Below are 26,710 nucleotides of genomic sequence, written 5' to 3'. Positions count from 1 at the left end.
TTCGACCGCGTCGCGGCCTCTCCTCGGGCGGCGCTGCGCTCCTCCGAGGAGTGACGCCCGGCACCCACGGGGTTTTCCTCCGCTCCGGTGACCCTCGGACGAGGACTCGCGGTCGCTCCACCAGTAACACACCGGCAAATCGGAGGCAACACCGGCGTGTTTCCCACCCGAAGTCGTTTGAGTGTCATTCAGGCACCTAGTCTTGGGGTGTCCGGAATTACAACGACGTAACGAACGGAGGTACGACCATGCTGCTCCTCGCCATCCTCGGTGGAATCGCCGTCGCGTGGACGATCGTCGCGGCGCCCCTCGCCGTACTGGTCGGCCGAGTCGCCCGTGCACGTGATGCACACAGCTAGTCAGTACACGCACCGCCCGCACCACGGAGAAGGCCCCGATCGCACTCGCGATCGGGGCCTTCTTCTCGTGGTCGGGAGCACTCAGACCGAGCTGCGGTCCTGGCCTCGGTCGTCGTCCGAGGCGGACCGCTCGAACCGGGCCTCGTCCGCCCGGACGACCGCCTCGTCGTCGGCCGGCACGTCGTCGCGGTCTCCGTCGGCCGGAGCCGACGGCGTCGCGTCGTGCTCCGCGTCCGGCTGCGGCTCGGCGGCAGGAGCCGAGCGCTGCGGGTCGACGGGCGGCAGCTCCTCCACGGGACGCTCGCGCGACGGCACCTCCAGGCGGTCGACGTCGGCGAGCAGGCGGCGGGTCTCCTCCTGCGAGGCGTCCCCGGCCGACGCGGGGAGGACGATCGTGGGCGTCTGCGGGGCTGCAGAGCCGGAGGCGGAGCCCGCGCCGACGACGACCGGTGCGACGGCGGTCGGTGCGGCGGCCGGGGGAGCGGTGCGCTGGGGAGCGGCCTCGGCGGTGCTCGCGGCCCGATCGGACGACGGAGCGGACTCGGCGGAGCGGTCTCGACCCGTCTCCGAGAAGCGCCAGCGCTCGAGGTCGGCGAGGAAGGCCTTCCGGGCGCGCCCGGGCTTGTCCCGCCACTGCACGAGGCGGTCGCGGAACTCGCCCACGCTCGCCTGCGTCTGGTAGCCGCCGGTGCTCGACGTGTGCTTCAGCTCGGCGAGCTCGTGAGCGGCCCAGTTGGCCGCGACTCCGGAGCCCTTGACGGGCAGGAGGCGCAGGTGCGTCTCGGCCTGCGCGGATGCGCGGTCGCTGAGGACGCGCTCCGGGCTGCTGAGGACGTTCCAGGCCGAGGCGTCGACCGCGGCGTCGACGAGCGTCGCGATGACCGCGTTCTTCCGCTCGTGATCCTGCTGACGGATGAGGCGCGCGATGGACGCTCGGAAGACGGAGGCGATCACGATCGCTCCGACCACCACGGCCAGCAGGACCACAGCGGCCGTGAAGACCGCCTGGTGCCCGTCGCTCGTGCGGATCCAGGACATGAACTCGTTCCACCACTGCATGGGGCGAACGCTATCCGGGGCGGTCGCCGCCGCCCGTTCGGCACGCCGCCGACCGGGCGGATCGGCGCGTCAGGCGACGCGGAAGACCTCGATCGCGTCGTCGACGCTCCAGAACTCGCCGAGCTCGGCGCCGGCGGGCATGCCCGCACGCAGCAGCCGGGCGCGGTACCGCTCGCCGAGCGGATCCTCGACCAGCTCGATGTGACCGACCACGGCACCCGAGCCGGTGCTCACGCGCCACAGCCGGGCGTTGACCCGGGTGAGCGTCGGCGGGGTGCGGGTGGCGTGCAGCGTGGACAGGGACATCGGTTCCTCCTGCTCGAGTGTCGGAGCACCCACCGGCCGAGTGCTGTCGCAGACTACGGCCGACCACCGACATCCCCGCCGGGGCGTCAGCGCAGGGTCGTGCCGTGCACCGCGAACTCCTCGATCGCGTCGATCTCCTCCTGCGAGAGGGGGCCGGCGTCCAGCGCGGCGACGTTCTGCTCGAGCTGCGCGACGCTCGACGCGCCGATGATGGCGCTCGTGACGGTGGGCACCCGGAGCACCCAGCTCAGGGCGAGCTGGGCCAGCGACTGGCCGCGCTGCTGCGCGATCGCGTTCAGGCCGCGGGCGCGCGTCAGGTACGCCTCGTCGATCCGGTCGGAGGAGAGGAAGCGCGACGTCGCCGCACGGGACCCCTCCGGCACGGTGCCGTCGAGGTAGCGGTCCGTCAGGAGCCCCTGCGCCAGCGGCGAGAAGACGATGCAGCCGGTGCCGAGCTCGTCGAGCACGGGGAAGAGGCCGTCCTCGGGTCCGCGGTCGAAGAGCGAGTAGCGGGGCTGGTGCAGGAGGAGCGGCACTCCGCTGCCCGCCAGTGCCGCATGCGCGGCCCGGGTCTGCTCGGGCGAGTAGTTCGAGATGCCGGCGTAGAGCGCCTTGCCCGACTCCACCGCCGAGACGAGAGCGCCCATGGTCTCCTCGATCGGAGTCTCCGGGTCCGGCCGGTGCGAGTAGAAGACGTCCACGTAGTCGACGCCGATCCGCTGCAGGCTCTGGTCGAGCGAGGAGAGCAGGTACTTGCGCGAGCCGCCGTCCCCGTACGGGCCGGGCCACATGTCGTATCCGGCCTTGGACGAGATGACGATCTCGTCGCGGTACGGGCGGAGGTCCTCCGCGAGGATGCGGCCGAAGGCCGTCTCGGCGGCGCCGTAGGGCGGTCCGTAGTTGTTCGCGAGGTCGAAGTGGGTGACGCCCAGGTCGAACGCGCGGCGGAGGATCGCGCGCTGCGTGTCGAGGGAGCGGTCGGATCCGAAGTTGTGCCAGAGGCCCAGCGACAGGGCGGGCAGCAGCAGGCCGCTCCGTCCGGTGCGTCGGTAGTCCATGCGGTCGTAGCGGGCGGGGGCGGCGTCGTAGCTCACGCCGCGACTCTATTGCAGGGGGCGGATCCGCGGAATGCAGGGGGCGGTGAGCGTGTTGAACCGACTGACGCCTCCGGCACCCCGGACGCGTCGACGCGACAGGAAGTGAGTCACACGCAATGCGCACATTCGTACTCGCCGGAGGATGCTTCTGGTGTCTGGACGCCGTCTACCGCGTCCTCGACGGCGTGACCGACGTCGTCTCCGGCTACACCGGCGGCCGCACGACCGAGCCCGACTACGAGGACGTCTGCTCCGGGCGCACCGGCCACGCCGAGGCCGTCGCCGTCACCTTCGACCCCGAGGTCATCCCCGAGCAGGTCGTCCTCGACGTCTTCTTCACCCTGCACGACCCGCGACAGCTGAACCGCCAGGGCAACGACGTCGGCACGCAGTACCGCTCGGCGATGTTCTACTCCTCCGACGAGGAGAAGGAGCTGTTCGAGACCGCGCGCGACCGTGCGTCCGAGTGGTGGGACGGCCCGATCGTCACCGAGATCTCGCCGCTGGGCGTCTACTACCCCGCCGAGGACTACCACCAGGACTTCTTCGCGAAGAACCCGGGCCAGGGCTACTGCATGGCGGTCGCACTGCCCAAGGTGAACAAGATCCGCAAGTCCTACTCGAGGTACATCACCGCGTCGTAACGCTCCTCCACAGGGGACGATCCGCTCGTCCTCTCCCCAGAAGGGCCCGCCTCCACCTCGGAGGCGGGCCCTTCGTCGCGACACTGGCCCTGCGGCGCCCGAGCGGTACCAGCCCCCTCCGCCCGGGCGCCGTGCCCGTCGCAGCCGTGGCGGGGCAGGAGTAGAGAGGACACGACCATGACCGACACCCTGACCGTCATCGGGACCATCGGCACCGAGCCCCGGAGCATCGACACCTCCAGCGGCACCGCGATGACCAGCTTCCGGCTCGCCTCGACGCAGCGGCGCTACGACCGCTCGGAGCAGCGCTGGGTCGACGTCTCGACCAACTGGTACACCGTCACCGCGTTCAACGGCCTGGCCGGCAACGCGCTGTCCTCCCTGTCGCGCGGCGACCGGATCCTGGTCACCGGGCGGCTCGGGGTGAGGGCCTGGGAGGCGGGAGGCAAGGCCGGTACCGATGTGGTCCTCACGGCCGAGGGCATCGGGCACGACCTCGCCTGGGGGACCAGCAGCTTCACGAAGACCGTCGGGCGCGCCTCTGCTCCCGCCCCCGCCGCCGAGCCCGCGTGGAGCGAGGAGGCGCCGCGCGAGGGCGCCGCGGCGGGGGACTGGGGCGCGTCGGGCCAAGACCGCGGTGATGCCGTGCCCGAGCCGCCGGTGGCGGCGGGCGTCGGCGGAGGCGCTCCCGGTCTCTCGGTAGGATCCGGGGAGACCCCGTTCTGATCCGGGGGACCGGAGCGAGAGCCGTCCCGGTCGGGAGGAGCCGGGCGTGACACGGAACCGAGCGGCCCGCATCGCGCTCGTGCTCGGCGGTCTCGCCGTCTGCCTCTCCGGTTGCACGTCGCCGTCGGCGCCGGACCCCGTGGTGTCCTCCTCCGCGGCCGAGGCGCCGGCACCGGCGGAGTCCGCCGCACCCGTCGCCTTCGTGCCGGGCGGGACGACGGAGCAGAACCTCCCCGTGTTCGAGCAGACCCTTCGCGCGGCGGCCGAGCCCGATCCGGAGGTGAGCGGCTCCAGCGTGGTCGACGCGCTCGTCGCGGCGGGGTTCTCCCGCGAGTCGATGCAGCTGACAGCGGACGAGACCTCGGTCGGACTCGACGCGGACTCGGTGCAGGTCTCCGTCAAGCTCGGGGAGTCGTGCCTCATCGGCCAGTACGGCCCGAAGAGCGGCGGGGTGCGGGCGGTGATCGCGGCACCGATCGCGACCGGCGCCTGCCTGGTCGGCCGGACCGTCCCGATCCAGGGCTGACGCGCCGGACCCGACCGGGAACCGCCCCGCCGTGCGCCCCGGTCGGGGTCTGAAAGGGCGAAAGGATCCTCGACGAGGCCCCTCGCCCGTCGAGTCCGAGAGCGCCCGGTGTTCGCCCGACGCTCCTGCAGGACCACTCCGACCGGTGCGGATCCGAGCGTGAGCACAGCCTCGTGCGGGCGGACCGGTCGACGATCCCGGTGGTCGGCGGCGCCCTCCCCTCCCCGGGACGCCGCTCCGCACGGTTAGGCTGCCCTGACCGACACGTGGGCCCCAGCGCGGGCACCGCGACGGACGTGCCGACAGGAGTGCTCGGCACGAGGACCACGACGAGGGGGAACTCGCCATGACCACATCCCGACCGCAGACGACGACGCGAGCGAGGTGGAGGCGCGCCGCCATCGCGGTCGCGAGCACGGCAGCCGTCGTTCTCGGAGTGACGACAGGAGCCGGAGCGGCTGCCGCAGCGGAGACGCGTTTGCAGACGAAGCCCTACCCCTACAGCTGGTCGACCACCGAGACGTTCTCGGCCGCTCAGACCGCTCCCGTGGCGGGAGATGTCACCGGGCTCGACGTCACGCTGTCCGACTCCGCCCGGCCGACGGGGAGGTACCCGGCGTTCACGACGTACAACTGGGTGATCGGCGACTACGCCCTCACAGGGTCGGTGGAACTCGACCCCGGGGATCGCACCTTCCTCATCGACCTGAAGCGGCCCCTCTCCTCGTTCGGCGGTGGGACTGTCGCCCTCCAGATCACGGCGCAGAAGCCGCCGCTGGAGGAGAAAGAGACTCCGATCGGCCAGCCGGTCGACAGCGGCTTTGAGCTGACCACGTCGGCCACCCTCTCCGTCGCCGGAGCCTCCGGCGCCGGCGGTGTCGGCGGGGTCGACCTCAGCAGCAGCGCACAGACGCTCCAGCGGAGCGCCGCGTACTTCGCGTACGAGAAGGTCGACACGGCTCTGGACGTCAAGGGTGGCGACACCGTCGTCCTCGAGTCCAACCGGGACGACTTCTACGACCTCCAGGGGCTCGCCGCCTATGTCGGTCCCAGCAGGACCGAGCGGATCCCCGCCCAGGTGAGTACGAACAGCAGACGGTCCGCGGTCACCGTGACGATCCCCTCGAGCGCCTACGACGCCTACAAGGACCGCGCCAGCAGCCTGGTCCAGGTCACCGGCGTCAGCAACGGCAGGGTGGACCAGCCCCGCGGAGCGACCATCACGTCGGACGCCGCGGTCCGCGTGACGGGAAGCGGAGCCACCACCCCGCCGGTCACGCCGACCCCGACGGCCACCGCGACCACCCCGCCGGTCACGCCGAGCCCGACCACTCCTCCGGTCACGCCCGTGCCGACCAGTACGCCGACGGCCCCGCCTGCCGGCTCGCCGGTCGTCTCGCGCATCTCGGGCACCGACCGTCAGGGCACCGCGGTCGAGGTGTCCAAGCGCACCTTCCCGGCGAACGTCCCCGTCGTCTACGTCGCCACCGGGCAGAACTTCCCGGACGCGCTCAGCGCCGGACCTGCCGCGGCCAAGGCGGGCGGGCCGCTGCTCCTGGTCGACCGCGACTCGATGAGCCAGGTCGTCCGCACCGAGCTGACGCGTCTCAAGCCCGCGAAGATCGTCGTCGTGGGCTCCGAGCTCAGCGTCGGCAGCCAGGTCTACAGCGACCTGGCCGCGTATGCGCCGAAGGGGAAGACCACACGCATCGGCGGAGTCGACCGCTACGACACCTCGAAGCTGATCCTCCAGGACGCCTTCAGGGGCGGCTCCTCGATGGCCTGGCTGGCCACGGGCGAGAAGTTCCCCGACGCCCTGAGCGCCAGCGCCGCAGCCGGCGCGAATAGCGCTCCGGTGGTGCTGACCAACGGAACCGGCTCCACGGTGGACCCCCTCACCCAGCAGATCATCAGCGGCCTCAAGGTCAGTAGCTTGACCATCGCGGGCTCCTCGCTCTCGGTCAGCGCCGGCATCGAGCGCTCGATCACGGGCCCGGTGATCACCCGCATCGGCGGGACCGACCGGTACGACACCTCGGAGAAGCTGAACAAGGCGGCCTTCACCTCGGCGAATACCGTCTACCTCGCGACCGGTGAGAAGTTCCCCGACGCCCTGGCCGGAGCCACGGCGGCGGGCTACACCGGGAGCCCGCTCTTCGCGGTCCAGCCCACCTGCGTGCCCCGGGCGGTCCTCGCCGACATCACCGCATCCAAGGCGACGCAGGTGATCCTGCTCGGCAGCACGGACACGCTGTCCGAGGCGGTGGAGCGCCTGACGCCCTGCAGCTGATCCGCACCGTCGGCCGCTGACGCGATCCGCCCTCCCCACCGGCCCGGCCGGAGCGGAGGGCGGTCCGCGTTCAGACGCTCCCTCCGACGCGGACCGGCGAGTTCCCGTTATCCTCGTCTGGTGCGGACGGTCCCGCGGCCTGCGCTCCGCGTCGGCCGGGGCCCGGCGTCCCGCCCCGGTCCGAGCCTCCGTCAGCGCCTCCGCGCGGAGCAGGGGACCGGCGGGCGACCCGACTCCGCGCAGACCGACGGACTTGAGGACTGGGCATGGCTGAATACATCTACTCGATGGTGCGCGCGCGGAAGGCGGTCGGCGACAAGCTGATCCTGGACGACGTCACCATGTCGTTCCTGCCGGGAGCGAAGATCGGCGTGGTCGGGCCCAACGGCGCCGGCAAGTCGACGATCCTGAAGATCATGGCGGGGCTGGACACGCCGAGCAACGGCGAGGCGCGGCTCAGCCCGGGCTACACCGTCGGCATCCTGATGCAGGAGCCCGAGCTCGACGAGACCAAGACGGTACTCGAGAACGTCCAGGAGGGCGTGGGCGAGATCAAGGGCAAGATCGACCGCTTCAACGAGATCTCCCTCGCGATGGCCGACCCGGACGCCGACTTCGACAGTCTCCTCGCCGAGATGGGGACCCTGCAGGAGGCGATCGACGCCGCCGACGCCTGGGACCTGGACTCGCAGCTGGAGCAGGCGATGGACGCGCTGCGCACCCCGCCGGGGGACTCCCTCGTCACCAACCTCTCGGGTGGCGAGAAGCGCCGCGTGGCGCTCACCAAGCTCCTCCTGCAGAAGCCCGACCTGCTGCTGCTCGACGAGCCCACCAACCACCTCGACGCCGAGAGCGTGCTCTGGCTCGAGCAGTTCCTCTCGAAGTACCCCGGCGCCGTGCTCGCCGTCACCCACGACCGGTACTTCCTCGACAACGTCGCGGAGTGGATCGCCGAGGTCGATCGCGGACACCTCTACCCCTACGAGGGCAACTACTCGACGTACCTCGAGAAGAAGAGCGCCCGCCTGGAGGTTCAGGGCAAGAAGGACGCCAAGCTCGCCAAGCGGCTCACCACCGAGCTCGACTGGGTGCGCAGCAACGCCAAGGGCCGTCAGGCCAAGTCGAAGGCGCGCCTGGCGCGCTACGAGGAGATGGCGGCCGAGGCCGAGAAGACGCGCGTGCTCGACTTCGAGGAGATCGTCATCCCGGTGGGCCCCCGTCTGGGCTCCCAGGTCATCGACGCGAAGAAGCTGCACAAGCAGTTCGGCGAGCGCGTCCTCATCGACGACCTCAGCTTCACGCTGCCCCGCAACGGCATCGTCGGCGTCATCGGCCCGAACGGCGTCGGCAAGACCACGCTCTTCAAGACGATCGTCGGCTTCGAGCCGCTCGACTCGGGCGACCTGAAGATCGGCGAGACGGTCGACATCTCCTACGTCGACCAGAGCCGCGGCGGCATCGACCCGCAGAAGAACCTGTGGGAGGTCGTCTCCGACGGGCACGACTACATCACCGTCGGGAAGACCGAGATCCCCTCCCGCGCCTACGTCTCGCAGTTCGGCTTCAAGGGCCCGGACCAGCAGAAGAAGGCCGGCGTCCTCTCCGGCGGCGAGCGGAACCGCCTCAACCTCGCGCTGACGCTCAAGCAGGGCGGCAACCTGCTCCTGCTCGACGAGCCCACCAACGACCTCGACGTCGAGACCCTGGGCAGCCTCGAGAACGCGCTCCTCGAGTTCCCGGGCTGCGCCGTGGTCATCACTCACGACCGGTGGTTCCTCGACCGGATCGCGACCCACATCCTCGCCTACGAGGGCACCGAGGAGGACCCGGCCAACTGGTACTGGTTCGAGGGCAACTTCGAGGCGTACGAGGAGAACAAGATCGAGCGCCTCGGCCCGGACGCGGCGAAGCCGCACCGCTCCGCGTACCGCAAGCTCACCCGCGACTGATGCGCCTGCACGTCGCCATCCCGCTGCGCTGGTCGGACTTCGACGCCTACGCGCACGTGAACAACGCCGAGATGCTGCGCCTGCTCGAGGAGGCGCGCATCCAGGCGTTCTGGAAGCCGGACTCGCCGCAGCCCGGCGGGATGGCGACGGCGGTGCTCGACGCACGGCCGGGCGCCGAGTCGATCAGCCTCATCGCCCGGCAGGAGATCGAGTACCTCGCGCCGATCCCGTACATGCGCGCGCCGATCGACGTGGAGCTGTGGATCGGGCGGATCGGCGGGGCGAGCCTCGAGGTCTGCTACGAGCTCTACTCGCCCGCCGGCGTCGTCCCGCGGGTGCTCTTCACGAAGGCGGCCACCACTCTGGTGCTGGTCACGGCCGCGACGGGCAGGCCCCAGCGCATCCCGGAGGAGCTCCGCGAGGCGTGGGGCCCCTACGTCGAGGAGCCCATCACCTTCTCGAAGCGGGGCTGAGCTCAGCCCAGGGGGACGCGGACCATGCCCTCCTGGGCGACGCTCGCCACGAGCACGCCCTCCTGCGTGTAGATGCGCCCGAGCGAGAGCCCGCGTCCGCCGGACGCGCTCGGCGCCTCCTGCACGTAGAGGAGCCACTGGTCTACGCGCGCGGGGCGGTGCCACCACATCGCGTGGTCGAGACTCGCGATCCGCAGGCCGGGCGTCGTCCAGGCCGCACCGTGCCGGCGGAGCGTGGATTCGAGGATCGTGTAGTCGCTCGCGTAGGCGAGGGCGGCGCGGTGCAGCATCGGATCGTCCGGCAGTGGTCCGAGCGAGCGCATCCACACGCTCTGGTGCGCGACCCGCTCGGGGTCGGCCCGGAGGTACACCGGCTGCTCGACGTGCCGCACGTCGAAGGGGCGCTGCGTGGCCCAGAAGCTGCCGACCGGGTGGTCGACCCCCGCGAGGATCTCAGCGGTGCTCGGCAGCGACTCCGGGTCGGGGATCCCCTCCGGCATCGGCGCCTGGTGATCGAGGCCCTCGTCCTCGGTCTGGAACGAGGCGATCATCGAGAGGATGGGGCGTCCGTTCTGGTAGGCCTGCGTCCGACGGGTGCAGAAGGAGCGGCCGTCGTGGATCCGGTCGACCGAGAACGTGATCGGCAGGGAGACGTCCCCGGGGCGGAGGAAGTACCCGTGCATCGAGTGCACGGAGCGCCCCTCGACGGTGCGACCGGCCGCGATGAGCGACTGCGCGAGGACCTGGCCGCCGAAGACCCGCCCCTCGGGCATCCACTGCGAGGGACCCGTCGAGATGTCCTCGCTGGTGCGGGCGCCGGTGTCCGTCAGGTCGAGCGCGGTGAGGAACGAGGACAGGGGATCGGGCACGGTACCTCCGGGGTGTCGGGCGGTGGGGCGAGCGGCCTCGGGTAAGTTTATCGACGCGATGAGTTCGTCCTTCTCCCTGGCGGATCCGCCCAGCCTGTCGGATCTGCGCGTCTTCCTCGGCCGTTCGGCCCGGGTCGAGGACGGTGCGGTCCGGCTCCTCGCCGACGACCACGTGCTGGCCGCCTACACGCCGATCCTCCAGCCCCGCGGTCTGCTCGACCGCTCCGCGACCGTGCTGGGCCTGCGCGTCTTCGCGCTCGACGAGCCCGCCGGCTTCGACCGGATCGTGCCGATCCGTGCGCTGTCGGACCGCCTCGCCCGCCTGCAGTGGGAGCCGGGCGGAGCGGACGGCAAGCCGGTCGTCCTGCCCGACGGCGACGACGCGACGGCGGGGCCCTGGGCGGGCGTCTCCCCGCCCCGCGGCGGCTGGACCCGGCGCGAGCCCGTGGACCCGGGCTTCCTGGAGCGCGTCGCGCGCGAGGGGATCGACGAGATCGCGGCGGCCGTCGGCTCCGAGACGGGCGAGCAGATCGTCGGCCGCGTGCGGTCGAGCGTCTGGGGCCGCCCGCTCGACGGCCTCGAGGACGTCCCGGCGGGAGCGGCGTTCGCCCTCTTCGCGCTCGGGTTCCTCGGCGCCGACGACCCGGTCGCCCTGCTCGAGAGCGGCGCCTGGCGCCGCCTCACCTCACGGCGCGGACACGTGCTGGTCCGCACCCCGGGCTGAGCGGCTACTCCTCGAAGGTGTTCACCATCGCGTGGGCGGCGCGCTCCAGGTAGTCCCAGAGCAGGGCGTCGTCGGCCGGAGCGAGCTCGAGATCGTCGACGGCCGTCCGCATGTGCTGGAGCCAGTGGTCGCGGGCCTCGGGGTTGATCCGGAACGGCTGGTGCCGCATCCGCAGGCGCGGGTGGCCGCGCTCCTCGCTGTAGGTGCCCGGGCCGCCCCAGTACTGCTCGAGGAAGCCGGTCAGCCGCTGGATCGCGCCCTCGAGGTCGTGCTCGGGGTACATCGGCCAGAGCACCTCGTCCTCGCGGACGCCCTCGTAGAAGCGGCGGACCAGGCGCTCGAACGTCGGCCGGCCGCCGATGTGCTCCCAGAAGCTGCGCAGCGGAGGCGTGCCGCCGATCTGCAGGCCGCTCACGAGCGCGCTCCCGTCGGGCCGGAGGTGCCGCCGCCGTCCTGGGGCGGCGTCCCGCTCCCGCGCCGCAGCGCGCGGGGGAGCCGCACGGGCTTGCCGTGCTCGGTGCTGATCGTGGGGGAGGGCGTGGTCCGCGGCGGCTTGGCGCCTCCGACGCTCGTCGCCCCCTCGAAGCCCTCGAGGACGACGGTGGCCAGCGAGGGGAGCTTCACGTCGAGCGCGTCGAGCGACTTCTTCAGGCGCAGGCGCAGCTCGCGGGCGACGTCGTCCTTGGCGGTGGTGCGGGTCTTGACCACGACCCGGATGACCAGGGCGTCGTCGGCGATGGACTCCAGGCCCCAGAGCTCGGGCTTGTCGATGATCCGGGCCCGCCAGCGGCTGCTCGCCGCCAGCTCGTTCGCGGTCGCGAGGACCGTGGACTGCACCTGCTCGAGGTCCGTCTCGTAGGGCACGGCCAGGTCGACGATGACGCGCGACCAGCCCTGCGACATGTTCCCGACCCGGACGATCTCGCCGTTGCGGACGAACCAGAGGGTGCCGTTGACGTCGCGGATCTGCGTCACCCGGACGCCGACCGACTCGACCACGCCCGTCGCCTGCCCGGTGTCGACGACGTCGCCGACCCCGAGCTGGTCCTCCGCGACCATGAACAGCCCGTTGAGGACGTCCTTGACGATGTTCTGCGCGCCGAAGCCGAGGCCCGCGCCGAGGGCGGCCGTCAGCAGGGCGAAGGAGCCGATGAGGTCCTTGTCGATCGTCGTCACGATCATGACCAGGGCGATGACGACGATCAGGATCGAGCTCAGGTTGTTGAGGATCGACCCGAGCGTGCGCGTGCGCTGCACCACCCGCACGGCCGCGAGCGGCGACGCGGCGATCGACTGGGTGTCCTCGACGCGCTGGCGGCGCTTCACTCCCGACACGATCTGGTCGACGACGCGGCCGATCACGAAGTGGGCGATGACGCGCACCAGCAGCGCGCCCAGCACGATCCCGAGGATCGCGACCACCTTCCAGAAGGGCTCGGACTCGAAGAAGGAGACGGTGGCGGCGACAGGGTCCGGGGTGGAGGTCTGAAGAAGCAGCATGACCGCTCCAGGCTACGGGACGCCTCCCTCCGAGACGGGTGCACGAGCCCCGAGCGCGTATAGATTCGAGGCGGGTCCGCTCGGACCCGGACACCGCCCTGGGAAGGACGCCCGATGCTCCACTCCACCCGGACTCCCGCCGAGAAGCGCCGCCTCTTCCGCGAGCGCCTCGCCTCGGGCGAGCTGCTGCAGCTGCCCGGCGCGTTCACTCCGCTCTCCGCGCGCCTCATCGAGGCGAAGGGCTTCGACGGGATCTACGTCTCGGGCGCCGTGCTCTCGGCCGAGCTGGGGCTGCCGGACATCGGGCTCACCACGCTCAGCGAGGTGGCCGGCCGCTCGCAGCAGATCGCGCGCCTGACCGACCTGCCGGTCCTCGTCGACGCGGACACCGGCTTCGGCGAGCCGCTGAACGTCGCGCGGACGGTGCAGATGCTCGAGGACGCCGGAGTCGCGGGGCTGCACATCGAGGACCAGGTGAACCCGAAGCGCTGCGGGCACCTCGACGGCAAGGCGGTCGTCGACGAGGCGACCTCGGTGCGGAGGATCGCGGCGGCCGTCGACGCGCGCCGCGACTCCGACCTGGTGATCATGGCCCGCACCGACATCCGCGCCCTCGACGGCCTGCCGGCCGCGATCGACCGCGCCAAGCGCCTCGTCGACGCCGGAGCAGACGCGGTGTTCCCCGAGGCGATGCGCGACCTGTCCGAGTTCGAGGCCGTGCGCGCCGCGATCGACGTGCCGATCCTCGCCAACATGACCGAGTTCGGCAAGAGCGAGCTGTTCACCGCGCAGCAGCTCGCCGACGTCGGCGTGAACGTCGTGATCCACCCGGTCTCGCTGCTCCGGATCGCGATGGGCGCCGCGATGCGGGCACTCGACGCCCTCAAAGCGGAGGGCTCGCTCCGCTCGGAGGTCGCGGGCATGCAGACGCGCGCCGAGCTCTACGAGCTCCTCGACTACGCCTCGTACAGCCGCTTCGACGAGGGCGTCTTCGACTTCTCGCTCGCCGACCACTACGGCGCCTGAGCGCGCCGACCCGCACGAACCGGCGGCGCTCCCCGGTGCCGCCGCCCGCCTCTCGCGAAGGAGCGAAGGATGAGCACGACCGATCAGGACATCCGCAAGGGACTCGTGGGGGTCGTCGTCGACACGACGGCCGTCTCGAAGGTCGACCCGGCGTCGAACTCGCTGCTCTACCGCGGCTACCCCGTGCAGGAGCTCGCGGCGGGGACCTCGTTCGAGGACGTGGCCTGGCTGCTCTGGCACGGCGAGCTCCCCACTGCGGAGGAGGCGGCCGGGCTGGCCGCCGTGGAGCGGGCCCACCGCGCCCTGGCCCCCGAGGTGCGCACCGTGATCGACCTGCTGCCGCTGTCGGCGCACCCGATGGACGTGGTGCGGACGGCGGTGAGCGTCCTGGGCGCGCTCGAGGAGGATCCGGACGCCGACGCTGCCGAGGCCGTGCTGGAGCGCTCCGTGCGGCTCTGGGCGGCACTGCCGGCGATCGTCGCCTACGCTCAGCGCCGCCTGCGCGGCCTCGAGCCGATCGATCCGCGCGACGACCTCGACTACTCCGAGAACTTCCTCTGGACGACCTTCGGCGAGGTGCCGGAGCCGGTCGTCGTCGACGCGTTCCGCGTCTCGCTGGTGCTCTACGCCGAGCACTCCTTCAACGCCTCGACCTTCACGGCCCGCGTCGTGACGTCGACGCTGTCGGACGTCCACTCCGCCGTGACCGCCGCCGTGGGAGCGCTCAAGGGACCGCTCCACGGCGGGGCGAACGAGGCCGTGCTGCACGTGCTCGACGAGGTCGGCACCGGACCGGAGGCGGACCGGCGGTCCCGCGAGTGGCTCGCCGAGGCTCTCGGACAGCGCCGGAAGGTCATGGGGTTCGGCCACCGGGTCTACAAGTCGGGCGACTCGCGGGTGCCGACCATGGACGCCGCTCTCCGGCGGCTCGCCGAGCACGAGGGGGCCGGCGAGATGATGGAGCTGTACGACGCTCTGGCCGCGGCGATGGCCGAGCGGACGGGCATCCTGCCGAACCTCGACTACCCGTCCGGCCCCGCCTACCGGCTGATGGGCTTCGACACCGGGATCTTCACTCCGCTGTTCGTCGCCGCGCGGGTGGTGGGCTGGACGGCCCACGTGATCGAGCAGCGGGGCTCGAACGCGCTCATCCGGCCGCTGTCCGCCTATGACGGGCCGGAGCGCCGCTCGGTCCCGCAACGCTAGGCGCCGGGAGCGGGGAGAGCCGCCCGGTCCCGCAGCGCCGGGGGACCGGGCGGCTCGCTGTCAGCCCCGGGTGTCGCGCTCCTGGGCGCGGAGCGCACGCTCCACGCCGGCCAGGTTCTCGATCACGAGTCGGCGCAGCGCCGGGACCTCCGGGTTCGCGTCGAGCCAGGCGCGGGTGGCGTCGACGATCTCCTGCGAGGGCGTGGCGGCCGGGTAGAAGCCGACGACCAGGTACTCGGCGATCTTGTAGCTCTTCGACTCCCAGAGGGAGCGGAGGGCGTCGAAGTAGACCGGGACCATCGCGTCGAGCAGGCGCGGGTCGGCGGCGCGCTGGAAGCCCAGGCCCGTCGAGCGGACGATCGTGTTCGGTGCCGAGTCGTCGGCCGTGACGGAGTCCCACGCCGCGTGCTTCGCCTCCGCGGTCGGCAGTGCGGCACGGGCGTGCGCGGCCGACTGCTGGCCGGTCGCCGTGTTGTCCGAGGCGAGCGCCGCGTCGATGTCGTCCGCACCGGCCCGCCCGCCGGCGACGAGAGCGATCAGCAGCTCCCAGCCGAGGTCGGTGTCGATGTCGAGGCCGTCGAGAGCGGTGGAGCCGTCGAGCAGCGCCTGCACGGCCTCGAGGTGCGCCGGGGTGGACGCGATCGCGGCGAAGAACTTCACGAACTGGAACTGCGCGTCGCTGCCCGGCTCGGCGCTCTGCGCGAGCGTCCACAGCTGATCGCCCGCCTCCTCGAGGACCTCGGCCCGGTACTCCGGAGCGACGTACTGGGTGGCGGTGGCGACGAGCTGGTTGAGCACCGTCCGCAGGGTCGTGGACTCGGTCTCGGTCGCGACGTTGCCCAGGACGAGGCGGACGAAGTCGCGCGGCGCCGACTCGGCGTCGCGGGTCGAGTCCCAGACCGAGCCCCAGACCAGCGAGCGGGCCAGGGGGCTGTCGATGCTCGCGAGGTGCTCGACGGCCACAGCGAGCGAGGCGTCGTCGAGGCGGACCTTCGCGTAGGCGAGGTCGTCGTCGTTGAGCAGCACGAGCGCCGGACGGGTGCGGCCGATCAGCTCGGGCACCTCGGTGCGCTCCCCGTCGACGTCCAGCTCGAGGCGGTCGACGCGGACGAGGCGCTCGCCCTCGAAGTCGTACAGGCCGATCGCCAGGCGGTGCGGGCGGATCGTCGGGTACTCCTCGACCGCGGTCTGCAGGATCGCGAAGGACGCGATCGCTCCGCTCTCGTCGACCGCGATCTCGGGGCGGAGCGTGTTCACGCCGGCCGTCTCGAGCCACTGCGCCGACCACTCGGTGAGGTCGCGCCCGCTGGTGGCCTCCAGCTCGACCAGCAGGTCGCGCAGCTCCGTGTTCGAGAAGGCGTGCTTGACGAAGTACTCGTGGACGCCGGCGAGGAACTCCTTCTCGCCGACCCACGCGACGAGCTGCTTGAGCACCGAGGCGCCCTTGGCGTAGGTGATGCCGTCGAAGTTGACCTGGACGTCCTCGAGGTCGTTGATGGTCGCGACGATCGGGTGGGTCGAGGGCAGCTGGTCCTGGCGGTAGGCCCAGCTCTTCTCCATCGCGGCGAAGGTGGTCCACGCCTCGGTCCACTCCGTCGCCTCCGCGGTGGCGAGGGTGGAGGCGTACTCGGCGAACGACTCGTTGAGCCAGAGGTCGTTCCACCACTTCATCGTGACCAGGTCGCCGAACCACATGTGGGCGAGCTCGTGGAGGATCGTGACGACCCGGCGCTCCTTGATCGCGTCCGTCACCTTCGAGCGGAACACGTAGGTCTCGGTGAAGGTCACCGCTCCCGCGTTCTCCATCGCGCCGGCGTTGAACTCGGGGACGAACAGCTGGTCGTACTTCGCGAACGGGTACGGGACGCCGAACTTCTCCTCGTAGAAGGCGAAGCCCTGCTTCGTCTTCTCGAACACGTAGTCGGCGTCGAGGAAGGGCGCGAGCGAGGCCCGGGCGAAGACCCCCAGCGGGATGGTGCGGCCGTCGGAGGAGACGAGCGAGTCGGTCTCGACCACGTAGGGTCCGGCGACGAGGGCCGTGATGTAGGAGGAGATGCGCGGGGTGGGCTCGAAGCTCCAAGTCGCGATCCCCTCGCCCGCCGGGACCGGCTCGGGAGTGGGCTGGTTCGACACGACCTGCCACTGCGCGGGCGCGGTGACGGTGAAGCGGAACTCGGCCTTGAGGTCCGGCTGCTCGAACACCGCGAAGACGCGGCGGGAGTCGGGCACCTCGAACTGCGAGTACAGGTACACCTCGCCGTCGACGGGGTCGACGAAGCGGTGCAGGCCCTCGCCCGTGTTGGTGTAGAGCATGTCGGCGACGACGGTGAGCTCGTTGTCCGCAGCCAGGGAGTCGAGGCGGATCCGGACGCCGTCGGCGACGTCGGCGGGGTCGAGCTCCGCGCCGTTGAGGGTGACGGAGTGGACCGTGCCCGTGACGGCGTCGATGAAGCTCGAGGCGCCCTCGGCGGAGGAGAAGCGCACCGTGGTCGTGCTGAGGAAGGTCTCGGCTCCCCGGGTCAGGTCGAGGGCGATGTCGTAGTCGTGGACCTGGATCAGCGAGGCGCGCTCCTGCGCCTCGCTCCGGGTGAGGTTGTCTCCTGGCACGGGGGTGCTCCATCCGTTCGTCTCGGGCGCTGCCGCGGGCGCCGGGGTGCGGGCGCCGCCGATCCACCCTAGAGCTGCCGGGACCCGCCGTGGAGCCCCGTGGCGCCGATCCTGCGGAGCCGCCGGGGAGCGCGGACGCGGCCGCCGCGAGCGGCGTAGCGTGTCCCCATGACCTCTGTGGACTTCTGGTTCGACCCCTCCTGCCCGTGGGCCTGGATGACCTCGCGATTCGTGGACGAGGTGACCCCCGCGCGCGACCTCGACGTGCAGTGGCACATCATGAGCCTCGCCGTCCTCAACGAGGACAAGGACGTGGACGACTCGTACCGCGCCTTCCTCCCGCGCGCGCTGCGATACACCCGCCTGGTCGCCGCCGTCGCCGAGCGCGAGGGCCGCGAGCACGTCAAGCCGCTCTACGACGCGCTCGGCACCCGGATCCACCCGGGCGGGCGCACCGACGTCGACGCGGTGATCGCCGAGTCGCTCGCCGAGCTCGGCCTGCCTGCGGAGCTCGCCGCCCACGCCGACTCGGACGAGTACGACGAGCCGATGCGCGCCTCCCACTTCGACGGGATCGAGCGGGTCGGCCAGGACGTCGGCACCCCGGTCATCGCGATCGGCGACGTCGCCTTCTTCGGCCCCGTCATCTCGCCGATCCCGAGGGGCGAGCAGGCGCTGACCCTCTGGGACGGCATCGTCGCCGCCGCCTCCTTCGACGGCTTCTTCGAGCTCAAGCGCTCGCGGACCCGCGACCCGCAGTTCGACTGAGCCGACCCGCGGTACTCTGGCTCCCGGCCCGGGCACCGCGGGCCCCAGACGGCTCTTCCGGAGGAGTTCTCTCGTGCGCATCCACATCGCCACGGACCACGCAGGGCTGGACTTCAGCCGTCACCTGATCGAGCACCTCGGCGCCGCCGGTCATGACGTGATCGACCACGGCCCCACGTCCTACGACCCGCTGGACGACTACCCGTCCTTCTGCATCAACGCCGCCGCCGCGGTCGTCCGCGATCAGGAGGCGGGGGTCGAGGCTCTCGGCGTCGTCTTCGGCGGCTCGGGCAACGGCGAGCAGATCGCGGCGAACAAGGTCGCGGGCGTGCGCGCGGCACTCGTGTGGAACCTGAGCACCGCCGTGCTGGCCCGCCAGCACAACGACGCGAACGTCATCTCGATCGGGGCCCGCCAGCACTCCGTCGAGGAGGCCACCGGCTTCATCGACGCGTTCGTCGCCGAGCCCTTCACCTTCGAGGAGCGGCACGTGCGCCGCATCGCGCAGCTCGCCGAGTACGAGGCCACCGGCGACATCGCCGGCCGGGTCGTCGACTCCGCCGCGAAGGAGCGCTGAGTGCCCGAGGGGCACTCCGTCCACCGGATCGCCCTGCAGTTCGAGCGCGACGTCGTCGGGCACCGCGTTACGACCAGCAGCCCCCAGGGCCGCTTCACCGAGGGAGCCGCGCTCCTCGACGGGCGCGAGGTCCTCGAGTCCACGGCCGTCGGCAAGCACCTGCTGCTGCGCTTCGAGGGCGACCTGACGCTGCACGTCCACCTCGGCCTCTACGGTGCGTGGGACTTCCTCGGGCACGTCTCGCCGCTGTTCCCGGACGGCAAGGCCGGCAGCAGCATCGGCGCTCCCCGGCGCCGCCGCGCCGTGCGCCTCTCCGAGACGGAGCACGAGACCGACTCCGATCTCGACGAGTTCCCGCCGCCGCCCGTGGGCGCGGTGCGCGTGCGCATCATGACGGAGGAGACGGTCGCCGACCTGCGCGGCCCCACCGCCTGCGAGGTGATGGATCCCGCCCAGGTGGAGGCCCTCCTCGCCCGCCTCGGTCCGGATCCGGCCGACGACGACTCCGACGAGGCGCGCGACCGCTTCGTGAACCGGCTCCGCAGGACGGCGACGCCGGTCGGGCTGGTGCTGATGGACCAGTCCGTGGTCAGTGGCATCGGCAACATCTACCGCGCGGAGCTGCTCTACCGCGCCGGCCTCGACCCGCACACTCCCGGCAAGCAGGTGCCGCTGGAGCTCGCACAGGAGCTGTGGCGGGACTGGGCGGACCTGCTCGAGGACGGCATCCGGACCGGGATGATGATCACGCGCCGCGGCCTGACGAAGACCGAGCGCTCGAAAGCCGTCCGCAGCCGCGCCGAGCGCAACTACGTCTACAAGCGCGAGGGCCTGCCCTGCCGCGTCTGCGGCACGAACGTGCTGCTCGAGGAGATCGGCGCGCGCAAGCTCTACTGGTGCCCGGTGTGCCAGTCGTGAGCGCGGGTGGAGAGCGGTCCGCCCGGTCGCGCACCCGCCGAGCCGTCCGCCCCGCGCTCCGCGAGGCCGCCCGATGACCGGCGGTCTCCTGCTCCGGGGCGCCCGCCTCCTCGGCTCGTCCCGACCCGGTGCCGTGCTCCTGCGCGACGGCCGCGTGGAAGCGGTCGGACCGGACGCCGCCGCCGCCCCGGGCGACGAGGTGCGCGACCTCGACGGGCGCTGGGTGCTCCCCGGCCTCTGGGACGAGCACGTCCACTTCTCCCAGTGGGCGATGACGGCCCCGCGCCTGGACGTCTCGTCAGCCGACTCGGCCCGCGGAACGGCGGACGCGGTCCGACGTCGCCTGGCGGAGGAGCCCGGTACCGGCACGCTGATCGGCTTCGGCTTCCGCGACGGCCTCTGGCCGGAGCCGCCGACGACCGCGCTCCTGGACGAGGTCTCTCCGGAGCGGCCCGTCGTGCTGATCAGCGGCGACCTGCACTGCGCCTGGCTGAACTCCGCCGCGTACCGGCGCTACGCCGTCGCTCCCGAGCCCGAGCTGCTGCGCGAGGACGCCTGCTTCGAGCTCGTCACCGCACTCGGCGCCCTCGGCGACGACGAGCTCGACGCACTCGCCGACGCGGCGGCGCGGCGGGCTGCGGCTCGCGGGGTGGTCGGCGTCGTCGACCTCGAGATGCGCTGGAATGTGGGGGACTGGCCCCGTCGCGTCGCTGGCGGAGCACGCTCCCTCCGCGTCGACACCGGCGTCTACCGCGACCACCTCGACCGCGCCCTCGCGGAGGGACTGCGCACTGGCGACGAACTCGACGGCGGTGACGGCCTGCTGCGGATGGGCCCGCTCAAGGTCCTGATCGACGGCTCCCTCAACACGAGGACCGCCTACTGCGCCCACCCCTACGCCGACCACGACGGCAACGGCGTCCTCACCGTGGAGCCCGCCGAGCTGGACGAGCTGCTCGCCCGCGCGGCCGCCGGGGGCATCCGCTCCACCGTGCACGCGATCGGAGACGCCGCGGCGACGCTGGCTCTGGACGCGCTCGGCCGGGTCGGCGGGGGCCGGATCGAGCACGCTCAGCTGCTCGCGGAGACCGACCTTCCGCGGTTCGCCGCGCTCGGCGTGGAGGCCGGAGTGCAGCCCGCGCACGCGCTCGACGACCGCGAGGTGGCGGAGCGGTACTGGCCGGGACGCACCGGCCGGGCGTTCCCGCTGCGCTCGCTGCTCGACTCCGGGGCCCGCGTGGTGCTCGGCTCGGACGCTCCGGTCGCTCCGCTCGACCCGTGGGTCGCGATCTCGGCCGCGGTCGCGCGGGCGCTGCCGGGCGACGAGCCCTGGCATCCGGAGCAGCGGGTGAGCGTCGAGGAGGCGATCGTCGCCTCGACCCGGGTGCGCCGGCTCACGCCCGCGGCCGGCGATCCCGCCGATCTGGTGGTGGTCGACCGCGATCCGCTCGCCGCCGATGCAGGAGCCCTCCGATCCATGCCGGTCGCCGCGACCCTCCTGGCGGGCCGCTTCACGCACGGCGGCTGACCCGCGCCCGTCGCGACTCCGGCTGCTCCGGATCGCGCGGACGGGCCGGGGAACGACGACGGCCCGCGGGATCCGAGGATCCGCGGGCCGGTCGAGGCGTGGTGCTCAGCTCTCGCTGACGTGGGCGAAGAGGAACCAGCGGTCCTTCTCGAGGCCGCGGCCGATCTCGATCGCGACGTCCTGGCTGCTCGCGTCGATCTCGGCGAGCTCGGCGATCGCCGTGTTGACGGTCGCGATGGCGACGTCCATCTGGCGGATGATCTCGACGATCGCGTTCTCGGAGCGCTGGAAGCCGGGGGTGAGGGGTTCGGACTGCGTCGCCGAGGCGACGGTCTGGATGCGGGCGTCGACCGGGAGGCCGAGGGCGACGACGCGCTCCGCGGCGAGGTCGGCCCACTCGATGGCGCGGCCGACGATCGCGTCGAGCAGCTCGTGGACGCCGATGAAGTTGGCGCCGCGGACGTGCCAGTGCGCCTGCTTGCCGTTGACGGCGAGCGCGGTCATCTCGACGACGACGGGGCTGAGGAACTGGGCGACTCCGGATGCGACATCCGGGTTCGACGAGGTGAGCGACGTGACGGACGTGGTGGACATCGTCTGGTCCTTTCGAGAGGGGGTGACTGATCGTCAACAGTACGCAGATCCCTCGGCGCCGCAAGGAAGCGCAGGCTCGGCTCAGTCCGGTGAAGGACAGGCTCACCTCGGTCGCGGAGGGGCGTCACGGGGGCTTCCCCCCGGGTGCCCGGAGCCGTGCCGCCGGTACGCTCGACCGGGTCGCGGCGGCGGCGGGAGCGGACAGGAGGCGCGGATGAGCGGAGCATCGACGGCCCTCGGCGAGGCCTCGCGCGCCTACCTCCGGCTCTGGCGCGGACTGCCCCGGGAGGTGCTCGCGCTGGTGGCCGCGATCCCGGTCGCCCTCCTCGGTGCCTTCTGCGCCGGCGTCGCGCTGGCCGTCGCGCTCGGGCTCGTCGGAGTCCTGATCGGCCTGGTGTTCCTGCCCGCCGCCCTCTACACGGCGCGCTTCTTCTCGCGGGCCGCCGTCGGCCTCGACGTGCTGGCCGGACGGCCCGCCGTCCCCCGGCCGCAGTGGCGGCGACCGCCCTCCGTCGTCACTCCCTCGACCTTCGCCCTCTACGGTCCGGTGATCGACGGGCACTACTGGCTCGCTCTCCTGCACACGCTCGTCGTGGCTCCGGTGCTCGCGCTGCTGTCCGGACTGCTCCTCGCGCTGTGGACCTGGGCGGGCCCGGGCACGGTGGCCGCCGCGCTCACGGGGGCCCCCGGTCCGGCCCGCCTGCTGGCCGAGAGCGGGGCCGCTCTGCTGGGCGCCCCGCAGCCTCCGGCGGGACTGGTCGCCGCGGCGACGGTCGCCACGACCGTCCTCTTCGTCTCGACCCTGCCGTTCGCCACCCGCGGCCTCTCCCTCCTGCACTGGCTGGTCGACCGTCTCCTGCTCGGCCCGTGGGAGTCGGAGGCGCTCCAGCGAGAGGTCGCCGAGCTGAGCGCCTCCCGCGGCGCAGCCGTCGCCGCCGAGGACCGCGCGCTGCGCCGGCTCGAGCGCGACATCCACGACGGCCCGCAGCAGCGCCTGATCCGGGTGCAGATGGACCTGGCCTCGGCCCGCAACCGACTCGCCGCCGACCCGGAGTCCGCCGCCCGCCTGGTCGACGAGGCTCGCGAGCACGTGCGCGCCGCGCTCGACGAGCTGCGCGCCCTCTCCCGCGGAGTGGCGCCGCCGATCCTGCAGGACCGGGGCTTCGAGGCGGCGGTGCACTCGCTCGCCGAGCTCAGCCCGGTGCCGGTCGAGGTCCTCACCGAGCACCCCGTGGCGGACGTGCCGCCCGAGGTCGAGCGCAGCGTCTACTTCGTCGTCGCCGAGCTGCTCGCCAACGTCTCCAAGCACTCCGGTGCCCGATCGGTGCGGGTGCATCTCGACACCCGCGACTCCGGCACTCCGGGGGAGCGATGGCTCGACGCCTGGGTGGTGGACGACGGAGTCGGCGGGGCGTCGCCGGTCGCCGGTCACGGTCTCGAGGGGGTCGGCGGGCGCGTCCGGGGCCTGCGCGGGATCCTGAGCGTGGAGTCGCCGGTCGGCGGGCCGACCACGGTCGGGGTGCACGTCCCCTACCGCCCGGCCGCCCTATCCTGAGGGCGTGCCCGTGATCCGCGTCGCCATCGCCGAGGACTCGGTCCTCCTGCGCGAGGGCCTGGTCCGCCTCTTCGAGGACGCGGGGTTCGCCTCCGTCGGCGCCTTCGGGGACGCGGACGCCCTGCTCGCCGATCTGGCGCGGGACCCGGCCGGGGTCGACGTCGCCGTGCTCGACGTCCGGATGCCGCCGACCTTCCGCGACGAGGGCGTCCGCGCGGCGCTGGAGATCCGCCGGCGCTACCCGCAGGTGTCGGTTCTGCTGCTCAGCCAGTACGTCGAGGTCACCTACGCGCAGGAGCTGCTCGGCTCCGGCGACGGCGGACTCGGCTACCTCTTGAAGGACCGGGTCGCCTCCGTGGAGGAGCTGCGCGACGCCGTCGAGCGCGTCGCAGCGGGCGGAACAGTCCTCGACCCGCAGGTCGTCGCCTCGCTCCTGCAGCGCAACCGCGACCCGCTCGCCTCGCTGACCCCGCGGGAGCGGGAGGTGCTGGAGCAGATGGCCCAGGGGCGCACGAACGCGGGCATCGCCTCCGCTCTCTCCGTCGGCGTGGGCGCCGTGGAGAAGAACGTGACCGCGATCTTCCAGAAGCTCGGGCTCGAGGACTCGGGCTCCGACCACCGGCGGGTGCTGGCGGTCCTCGCCTTCCTGCGCGCCGGGCGCTGACCACCGGAGAAGAGGAGAACCCGATGCCGTCGAGTCCTGCGGAGGGCGCCCGCGTCCTCGCCCTGACCGGGGGACGCGCCCCGGAGATCGCCGACACCGCGTGGGTCGCTCCGGGCGCCACCGTGATCGGCTCCGTGCGCCTGGGGGAGCGGGCGAGCGTCTGGTACGGCGCCGTCCTGCGCGCCGAGCACGCGCGGATCGAGCTCGGCGCCGGCAGCAACCTCCAGGACGGCGTCGTCGTCCACGTCGACGCCGACTACGACGCGGTCATCGGCGCCGGAGTCTCGGTCGGGCACAACGCTGTGCTGCACGGCTGCACCCTCGAGGACGACGTGCTGGTCGGCATGAGCGCGACCGTCCTGAACGGGGCCGTCATCGGCACCGGCTCGCTGATCGCCGCGGGCGCCGTCGTCCTCGAGGGGACGGTCGTCCCGCCGGGCTCGCTCGTGGCGGGCGTCCCCGGGAGGGTCCGGCGGGAGCTGACGGAGGAGGAGCGCGAGGGCATCCGCCGGAACGCCGCCTCGTACCTCGCCCTGACGGAGGAGCACCGCGGCGCGGTCGGCTGAGCACGCCCGGAACGCCTCGGAACGACGAAGAGCCCCGGACATCCGGGGCTCTTCGAGAGGAGAGGGGCTGACGAGAATCGAACTCGCATCATCTGTTTGGAAGACAGAGGCTTTACCACTAAGCTACAGCCCCGGATCGGCGGCCTGACGACCGCGAACCGGTGCGACCGGGTCTCTCGACCGGGCACCAGGACAGCGTAGTACATCGCACGAGCACCGTGGACACCCCGGTCGTCCTCCGCCGCGCGGTTCCGGTCGCCGCTGCCGCGGTGCAGTACACTTGCGGAGGCCATTTCGGCGTGTCGCGCAAGCGCACGTGCGGGGACGGCTCGACGAGAGTCTCACGCACGGTGCCCAGGCCCGCGCATCCGGGGCGTAGCTCAGCTTGGCTAGAGCGCCCGCTTTGGGAGCGGGAGGTCGCAGGTTCGAATCCTGTCGCCCCGACCACGAGTACTCATCGTGACGACATCGACCCGTGACGACCGTCATCCGGCGCCGACACCAACCAGCACAGGAGATCCCCTCACGTGAAGACCACGGTAGAACAGCTGAGCCCGACCCGCGTGAAGCTCGCGATTTCGGTCACCCCGGACGAGCTCGGCCCCAGCATCACGCACGCCTACGGCCACATCGCCGAGCAGATCAACGTCCCCGGCTTCCGCAAGGGCAAGGTCCCGCCCGCCATCGTCGACCAGCGCGTCGGCAAGGCCGCGGTGCTCGAGCACGCGGTCAACGAGGGCCTCGACGGCTTCTACCGCGAGGCCGTCCGCGAGACCGAGGTCCGCCCCCTGGGCCGCCCGCAGGCCGACATCGTCGCCTGGCCGAGCGACAAGGACTTCACCGGCGACCTCGAGCTCGCCATCGAGGTCGACGTGCGCCCCGAGATCACCGTCCCGGACTACGACGGCATCGAGCTCACCGTCGAGGCGGCCGAGGTCACCGACGCCGACGTCGACGCCGAGCTGGACAAGCTCCGCAGCCGCTTCGGCACCCTGGTCACCGTGGACCGCCCGGCGAAGACCGGCGACTTCGCGCAGATCGACCTGGTCGCCTCCATCGACGGCGTCGAGGTCGACACCGCCAACGCCATCTCGTACGAGCTCGGCTCGGGCGAGCTGATCGAGGGCATCGACGAGGCGCTCGACTCGCTCACCGCGGGCGAGAGCACCACGTTCACCGCTCCGCTGCTCGGCGGCGACCACGCCGGCGAGCAGGCCGAGATCGCCGTCGCGCTCACCGCCGTCAAGGAGCGCGAGCTCCCCGAGGCCGACGACGACTTCGCGCAGATCGCCAGCGAGTTCGACACCATCGCCGAGCTGCGCGAGTCGCTCAAGGAGCAGGCCGCTCAGCAGAAGACCTTCGGCCAGGGCGGCGAGGCCCGCGAGAAGCTCGTCGAGGCGCTGCTCGCCCTCGTCGAGGTCCCCGTGCCCGCCGGTCTCGTCGAGGACGAGGTGCACCGCCACCTCGAGGGCGAGAACCGCCTCGAGGACGCCGAGCACCGCGCCGAGGTCAAGGAGGCCAGCGAGAAGACCTTCAAGACGCAGATCCTCCTCGACCACGTCGTCGAGCAGGAGAAGGTCCAGGTCAGCCAGGACGAGCTCACGCAGTACCTCATCCAGGGTGCGGCGCAGTACGGCATGGAGCCGAACGAGTTCATCAAGATCCTGTCCGAGAACAACCAGATCGGCCAGATGGTCGGCGAGGTCGCCCGCAACAAGGCGCTCGCGATCGTCCTCGGCAAGGCGAAGGTCACCGACACCGAGGGCAACGCCGTCGACCTGACCGCGTTCACCGCGGTCCCCGGTGACGACGAGGCCGTCGAGGCCTCCGACGAGGCCGTCGCCTCGGACGAGACCGAGGTCGTGGAGGAGGCTCAGGCCGCCGCCGACGCCGAGGTCCCCGCGGAGCCCGTCGCCGAGGAGCCCGCTGCCGAGGAGGAGCCCGCCCCAGCCCCCAAGAAGAAGCGCGCGCCGGCCAAGAAGAAGGCCGCCGCTCCCGCCGAGGAGACCCCGGCCGCGGAGTAGTCGCCGCGAGCACGTCAGGAGCCGCCCCCCGATCCGTCGGAGGGCGGCTCCTCTCGTTTGGGGGGCTCCGGTCCGCCCCGGGCGAACACGGGCGACTCCCGCTCCGCCCCGGGCGAACACGGCCGGATCGGCCTGGCGGCGTCCGATAGATTCGC

Annotated in this window: 25 protein-coding genes and 2 tRNA genes; 18 read left to right on the top strand and 9 right to left on the bottom strand. The window is 72.2% G+C overall.

Features of this window, described 5'->3' with window-relative positions:
* Window positions 1-440: 440 nt before the first annotated feature.
* The 3 genes from C5C46_RS11140 to C5C46_RS11130 all read right to left on the bottom strand — a co-directional run bounded on the left by C5C46_RS11140 (window position 441) and on the right by C5C46_RS11130 (window position 2,818).
* The gene (locus C5C46_RS11140) at window positions 441-1,418 is read right to left on the bottom strand and encodes a hypothetical protein (RefSeq protein WP_104226740.1); all 978 of its coding nucleotides are present in this window, start codon (window positions 1,416-1,418) and stop codon (window positions 441-443) included.
* A gap of 69 nt (window positions 1,419-1,487) precedes the next feature.
* The gene (locus C5C46_RS16955) at window positions 1,488-1,724 is read right to left on the bottom strand and encodes a hypothetical protein (protein WP_104223715.1); all 237 of its coding nucleotides are present in this window, start codon (window positions 1,722-1,724) and stop codon (window positions 1,488-1,490) included.
* Window positions 1,725-1,810: 86 nt separating this feature from the next.
* The gene (locus tag C5C46_RS11130; RefSeq protein ID WP_104226739.1) at window positions 1,811-2,818 is read right to left on the bottom strand and encodes an aldo/keto reductase; all 1,008 of its coding nucleotides are present in this window, start codon (window positions 2,816-2,818) and stop codon (window positions 1,811-1,813) included.
* A 119-nt stretch (window positions 2,819-2,937) separates the two neighbouring features.
* Here C5C46_RS11130 and msrA point away from each other — a divergent pair, with 119 nt between their 5' ends.
* The 6 genes from msrA to C5C46_RS11095 all read left to right on the top strand — a co-directional run bounded on the left by msrA (window position 2,938) and on the right by C5C46_RS11095 (window position 9,429).
* Window positions 2,938-3,465: a peptide-methionine (S)-S-oxide reductase MsrA gene (gene msrA / locus C5C46_RS11125; protein ID WP_104223713.1), complete on the top strand. Its 528-nt coding sequence runs from the start codon at window positions 2,938-2,940 to the stop codon at window positions 3,463-3,465.
* A 177-nt stretch (window positions 3,466-3,642) separates the two neighbouring features.
* Window positions 3,643-4,191 carry a single-stranded DNA-binding protein gene (locus C5C46_RS11115; RefSeq protein WP_104223711.1) on the top strand — a complete coding sequence of 183 codons (549 nt, stop codon included), beginning with the start codon at window positions 3,643-3,645 and terminating at the stop codon, window positions 4,189-4,191.
* A gap of 46 nt (window positions 4,192-4,237) precedes the next feature.
* Window positions 4,238-4,717 carry a DUF6993 domain-containing protein gene (locus tag C5C46_RS11110; RefSeq protein ID WP_104223710.1) on the top strand — a complete coding sequence of 160 codons (480 nt, stop codon included), beginning with the start codon at window positions 4,238-4,240 and terminating at the stop codon, window positions 4,715-4,717.
* Between the two features lie 478 nt (window positions 4,718-5,195).
* Entirely contained in the window at window positions 5,196-7,007 is a 1,812-nt protein-coding gene (locus C5C46_RS11105; protein ID WP_104226738.1) for a cell wall-binding repeat-containing protein, read from the top strand.
* A gap of 266 nt (window positions 7,008-7,273) precedes the next feature.
* The gene (ettA, locus tag C5C46_RS11100; protein ID WP_104223708.1) at window positions 7,274-8,956 is read left to right on the top strand and encodes an energy-dependent translational throttle protein EttA; all 1,683 of its coding nucleotides are present in this window, start codon (window positions 7,274-7,276) and stop codon (window positions 8,954-8,956) included.
* Window positions 8,956-9,429, top strand: coding sequence for a thioesterase family protein (locus tag C5C46_RS11095; protein WP_104223707.1), 474 nt, complete (start codon window positions 8,956-8,958; stop codon window positions 9,427-9,429). Before ettA ends, C5C46_RS11095 begins: the two co-directional genes overlap by 1 nt.
* Window positions 9,430-9,431: 2 nt before the next feature.
* Here C5C46_RS11095 and C5C46_RS11090 read toward each other — a convergent pair whose 3' ends face one another.
* On the bottom strand, window positions 9,432-10,298 hold the full coding sequence (locus C5C46_RS11090) for an acyl-CoA thioesterase II (RefSeq protein ID WP_244230637.1): 867 nt from the start codon (window positions 10,296-10,298) through the stop codon (window positions 9,432-9,434).
* Between the two features lie 58 nt (window positions 10,299-10,356).
* Here C5C46_RS11090 and C5C46_RS11085 point away from each other — a divergent pair, with 58 nt between their 5' ends.
* A complete protein-coding gene (locus tag C5C46_RS11085; protein ID WP_104226737.1) occupies window positions 10,357-11,022 on the top strand; it encodes a hypothetical protein in 666 nt (221 codons plus the stop codon).
* Between the two features lie 4 nt (window positions 11,023-11,026).
* Here C5C46_RS11085 and C5C46_RS11080 read toward each other — a convergent pair whose 3' ends face one another.
* Both C5C46_RS11080 and C5C46_RS11075 read right to left on the bottom strand, forming a co-directional pair.
* Window positions 11,027-11,437: a globin gene (locus tag C5C46_RS11080; protein WP_279630823.1), complete on the bottom strand. Its 411-nt coding sequence runs from the start codon at window positions 11,435-11,437 to the stop codon at window positions 11,027-11,029.
* Window positions 11,434-12,522, bottom strand: a complete 1,089-nt coding sequence (locus C5C46_RS11075) for a mechanosensitive ion channel family protein (protein ID WP_104223705.1) — start codon at window positions 12,520-12,522, stop codon at window positions 11,434-11,436. The genes C5C46_RS11080 and C5C46_RS11075 overlap by 4 nt, the downstream gene beginning before the upstream one ends.
* 114 nt (window positions 12,523-12,636) lie before the next feature.
* Here C5C46_RS11075 and prpB point away from each other — a divergent pair, with 114 nt between their 5' ends.
* Together prpB and C5C46_RS11065 are read left to right on the top strand one after the other, a co-directional pair.
* Window positions 12,637-13,548 (top strand): methylisocitrate lyase, encoded by a 912-nt coding sequence (gene prpB / locus C5C46_RS11070; RefSeq protein ID WP_104226736.1) that lies wholly within the window; start codon window positions 12,637-12,639, stop codon window positions 13,546-13,548.
* A gap of 69 nt (window positions 13,549-13,617) precedes the next feature.
* The gene (locus C5C46_RS11065; RefSeq protein ID WP_104226735.1) at window positions 13,618-14,754 is read left to right on the top strand and encodes a bifunctional 2-methylcitrate synthase/citrate synthase; all 1,137 of its coding nucleotides are present in this window, start codon (window positions 13,618-13,620) and stop codon (window positions 14,752-14,754) included.
* Between the two features lie 60 nt (window positions 14,755-14,814).
* On the opposite strand, the gene pepN is transcribed toward C5C46_RS11065, so the two are convergent.
* Window positions 14,815-17,361: an aminopeptidase N gene (gene pepN / locus C5C46_RS11060; protein WP_104226734.1), complete on the bottom strand. Its 2,547-nt coding sequence runs from the start codon at window positions 17,359-17,361 to the stop codon at window positions 14,815-14,817.
* 168 nt (window positions 17,362-17,529) lie between these two features.
* On the opposite strand from pepN, the gene C5C46_RS11055 reads away from it, so the two are divergent.
* From C5C46_RS11055 to C5C46_RS11040, 4 genes are all read left to right on the top strand, one after another.
* Window positions 17,530-18,129 carry a DsbA family protein gene (locus tag C5C46_RS11055; RefSeq protein WP_104223701.1) on the top strand — a complete coding sequence of 200 codons (600 nt, stop codon included), beginning with the start codon at window positions 17,530-17,532 and terminating at the stop codon, window positions 18,127-18,129.
* Between the two features lie 73 nt (window positions 18,130-18,202).
* The gene (locus C5C46_RS11050; RefSeq protein WP_104223700.1) at window positions 18,203-18,706 is read left to right on the top strand and encodes a ribose-5-phosphate isomerase; all 504 of its coding nucleotides are present in this window, start codon (window positions 18,203-18,205) and stop codon (window positions 18,704-18,706) included.
* Entirely contained in the window at window positions 18,707-19,624 is a 918-nt protein-coding gene (locus tag C5C46_RS11045) for an Fpg/Nei family DNA glycosylase (RefSeq protein WP_104226733.1), read from the top strand.
* Between the two features lie 73 nt (window positions 19,625-19,697).
* A complete protein-coding gene (locus tag C5C46_RS11040) occupies window positions 19,698-21,152 on the top strand; it encodes an amidohydrolase (RefSeq protein WP_104226732.1) in 1,455 nt (484 codons plus the stop codon).
* Between the two features lie 105 nt (window positions 21,153-21,257).
* On the opposite strand, the gene C5C46_RS11035 is transcribed toward C5C46_RS11040, so the two are convergent.
* The gene (locus tag C5C46_RS11035) at window positions 21,258-21,746 is read right to left on the bottom strand and encodes a Dps family protein (RefSeq protein WP_104226731.1); all 489 of its coding nucleotides are present in this window, start codon (window positions 21,744-21,746) and stop codon (window positions 21,258-21,260) included.
* 214 nt (window positions 21,747-21,960) lie between these two features.
* Between C5C46_RS11035 and C5C46_RS11030 the strand changes: the two genes are divergently transcribed.
* From C5C46_RS11030 to C5C46_RS11020, 3 genes are read left to right on the top strand one after another with little or no spacing between them, the layout of a single operon-like run.
* Window positions 21,961-23,301 (top strand): histidine kinase, encoded by a 1,341-nt coding sequence (locus C5C46_RS11030; RefSeq protein WP_104226730.1) that lies wholly within the window; start codon window positions 21,961-21,963, stop codon window positions 23,299-23,301.
* A 4-nt stretch (window positions 23,302-23,305) separates the two neighbouring features.
* Window positions 23,306-23,965: a response regulator transcription factor gene (locus C5C46_RS11025; RefSeq protein WP_104226729.1), complete on the top strand. Its 660-nt coding sequence runs from the start codon at window positions 23,306-23,308 to the stop codon at window positions 23,963-23,965.
* 23 nt (window positions 23,966-23,988) lie between these two features.
* Window positions 23,989-24,531, top strand: coding sequence for a gamma carbonic anhydrase family protein (locus C5C46_RS11020; RefSeq protein ID WP_104226728.1), 543 nt, complete (start codon window positions 23,989-23,991; stop codon window positions 24,529-24,531).
* A gap of 62 nt (window positions 24,532-24,593) precedes the next feature.
* Here the strand turns inward: C5C46_RS11020 and C5C46_RS11015 are convergent.
* A tRNA-Gly gene (locus C5C46_RS11015) sits at window positions 24,594-24,664 on the bottom strand.
* A 236-nt stretch (window positions 24,665-24,900) separates the two neighbouring features.
* Between C5C46_RS11015 and C5C46_RS11010 the strand changes: the two genes are divergently transcribed.
* Together C5C46_RS11010 and tig are read left to right on the top strand one after the other, a co-directional pair.
* A tRNA-Pro gene (locus C5C46_RS11010) sits at window positions 24,901-24,978 on the top strand.
* Window positions 24,979-25,058: 80 nt separating this feature from the next.
* A complete protein-coding gene (tig, locus tag C5C46_RS11005; protein WP_104226727.1) occupies window positions 25,059-26,555 on the top strand; it encodes a trigger factor in 1,497 nt (498 codons plus the stop codon).
* Window positions 26,556-26,710: the final 155 nt, after the last annotated feature.

This window comes from Rathayibacter sp. AY1E6, from assembly GCF_002931115.1.
Taxonomy (GTDB): Bacteria; Actinomycetota; Actinomycetes; order Actinomycetales; family Microbacteriaceae; genus Rathayibacter.
The sequence above is the reverse complement of the archived record's forward strand: the minus strand, read 5'-3'. Positions and strand labels throughout refer to the sequence as shown.

What these genes read in the sequence shown, in the direction of transcription:
- C5C46_RS11140 (WP_104226740.1), bottom strand. Translation starts at nt 1,418, where the DNA reads ATGCAGTGGTGGAACGAGTTCATGTCCTGGATCCGCACGAGCGACGGG.
- C5C46_RS16955 (WP_104223715.1), bottom strand. Translation starts at nt 1,724, where the DNA reads ATGTCCCTGTCCACGCTGCACGCCACCCGCACCCCGCCGACGCTCACC.
- msrA (WP_104223713.1), top strand. Translation starts at nt 2,938, where the DNA reads ATGCGCACATTCGTACTCGCCGGAGGATGCTTCTGGTGTCTGGACGCC.
- C5C46_RS11115 (WP_104223711.1), top strand. Translation starts at nt 3,643, where the DNA reads ATGACCGACACCCTGACCGTCATCGGGACCATCGGCACCGAGCCCCGG.
- ettA (WP_104223708.1), top strand. Translation starts at nt 7,274, where the DNA reads ATGGCTGAATACATCTACTCGATGGTGCGCGCGCGGAAGGCGGTCGGC.
- C5C46_RS11095 (WP_104223707.1), top strand. Translation starts at nt 8,956, where the DNA reads ATGCGCCTGCACGTCGCCATCCCGCTGCGCTGGTCGGACTTCGACGCC.
- C5C46_RS11085 (WP_104226737.1), top strand. Translation starts at nt 10,357, where the DNA reads ATGAGTTCGTCCTTCTCCCTGGCGGATCCGCCCAGCCTGTCGGATCTG.
- C5C46_RS11075 (WP_104223705.1), bottom strand. Translation starts at nt 12,522, where the DNA reads ATGCTGCTTCTTCAGACCTCCACCCCGGACCCTGTCGCCGCCACCGTC.
- prpB (WP_104226736.1), top strand. Translation starts at nt 12,637, where the DNA reads ATGCTCCACTCCACCCGGACTCCCGCCGAGAAGCGCCGCCTCTTCCGC.
- C5C46_RS11065 (WP_104226735.1), top strand. Translation starts at nt 13,618, where the DNA reads ATGAGCACGACCGATCAGGACATCCGCAAGGGACTCGTGGGGGTCGTC.
- C5C46_RS11055 (WP_104223701.1), top strand. Translation starts at nt 17,530, where the DNA reads ATGACCTCTGTGGACTTCTGGTTCGACCCCTCCTGCCCGTGGGCCTGG.
- C5C46_RS11040 (WP_104226732.1), top strand. Translation starts at nt 19,698, where the DNA reads ATGACCGGCGGTCTCCTGCTCCGGGGCGCCCGCCTCCTCGGCTCGTCC.
- C5C46_RS11035 (WP_104226731.1), bottom strand. Translation starts at nt 21,746, where the DNA reads ATGTCCACCACGTCCGTCACGTCGCTCACCTCGTCGAACCCGGATGTC.
- C5C46_RS11030 (WP_104226730.1), top strand. Translation starts at nt 21,961, where the DNA reads ATGAGCGGAGCATCGACGGCCCTCGGCGAGGCCTCGCGCGCCTACCTC.
- C5C46_RS11020 (WP_104226728.1), top strand. Translation starts at nt 23,989, where the DNA reads ATGCCGTCGAGTCCTGCGGAGGGCGCCCGCGTCCTCGCCCTGACCGGG.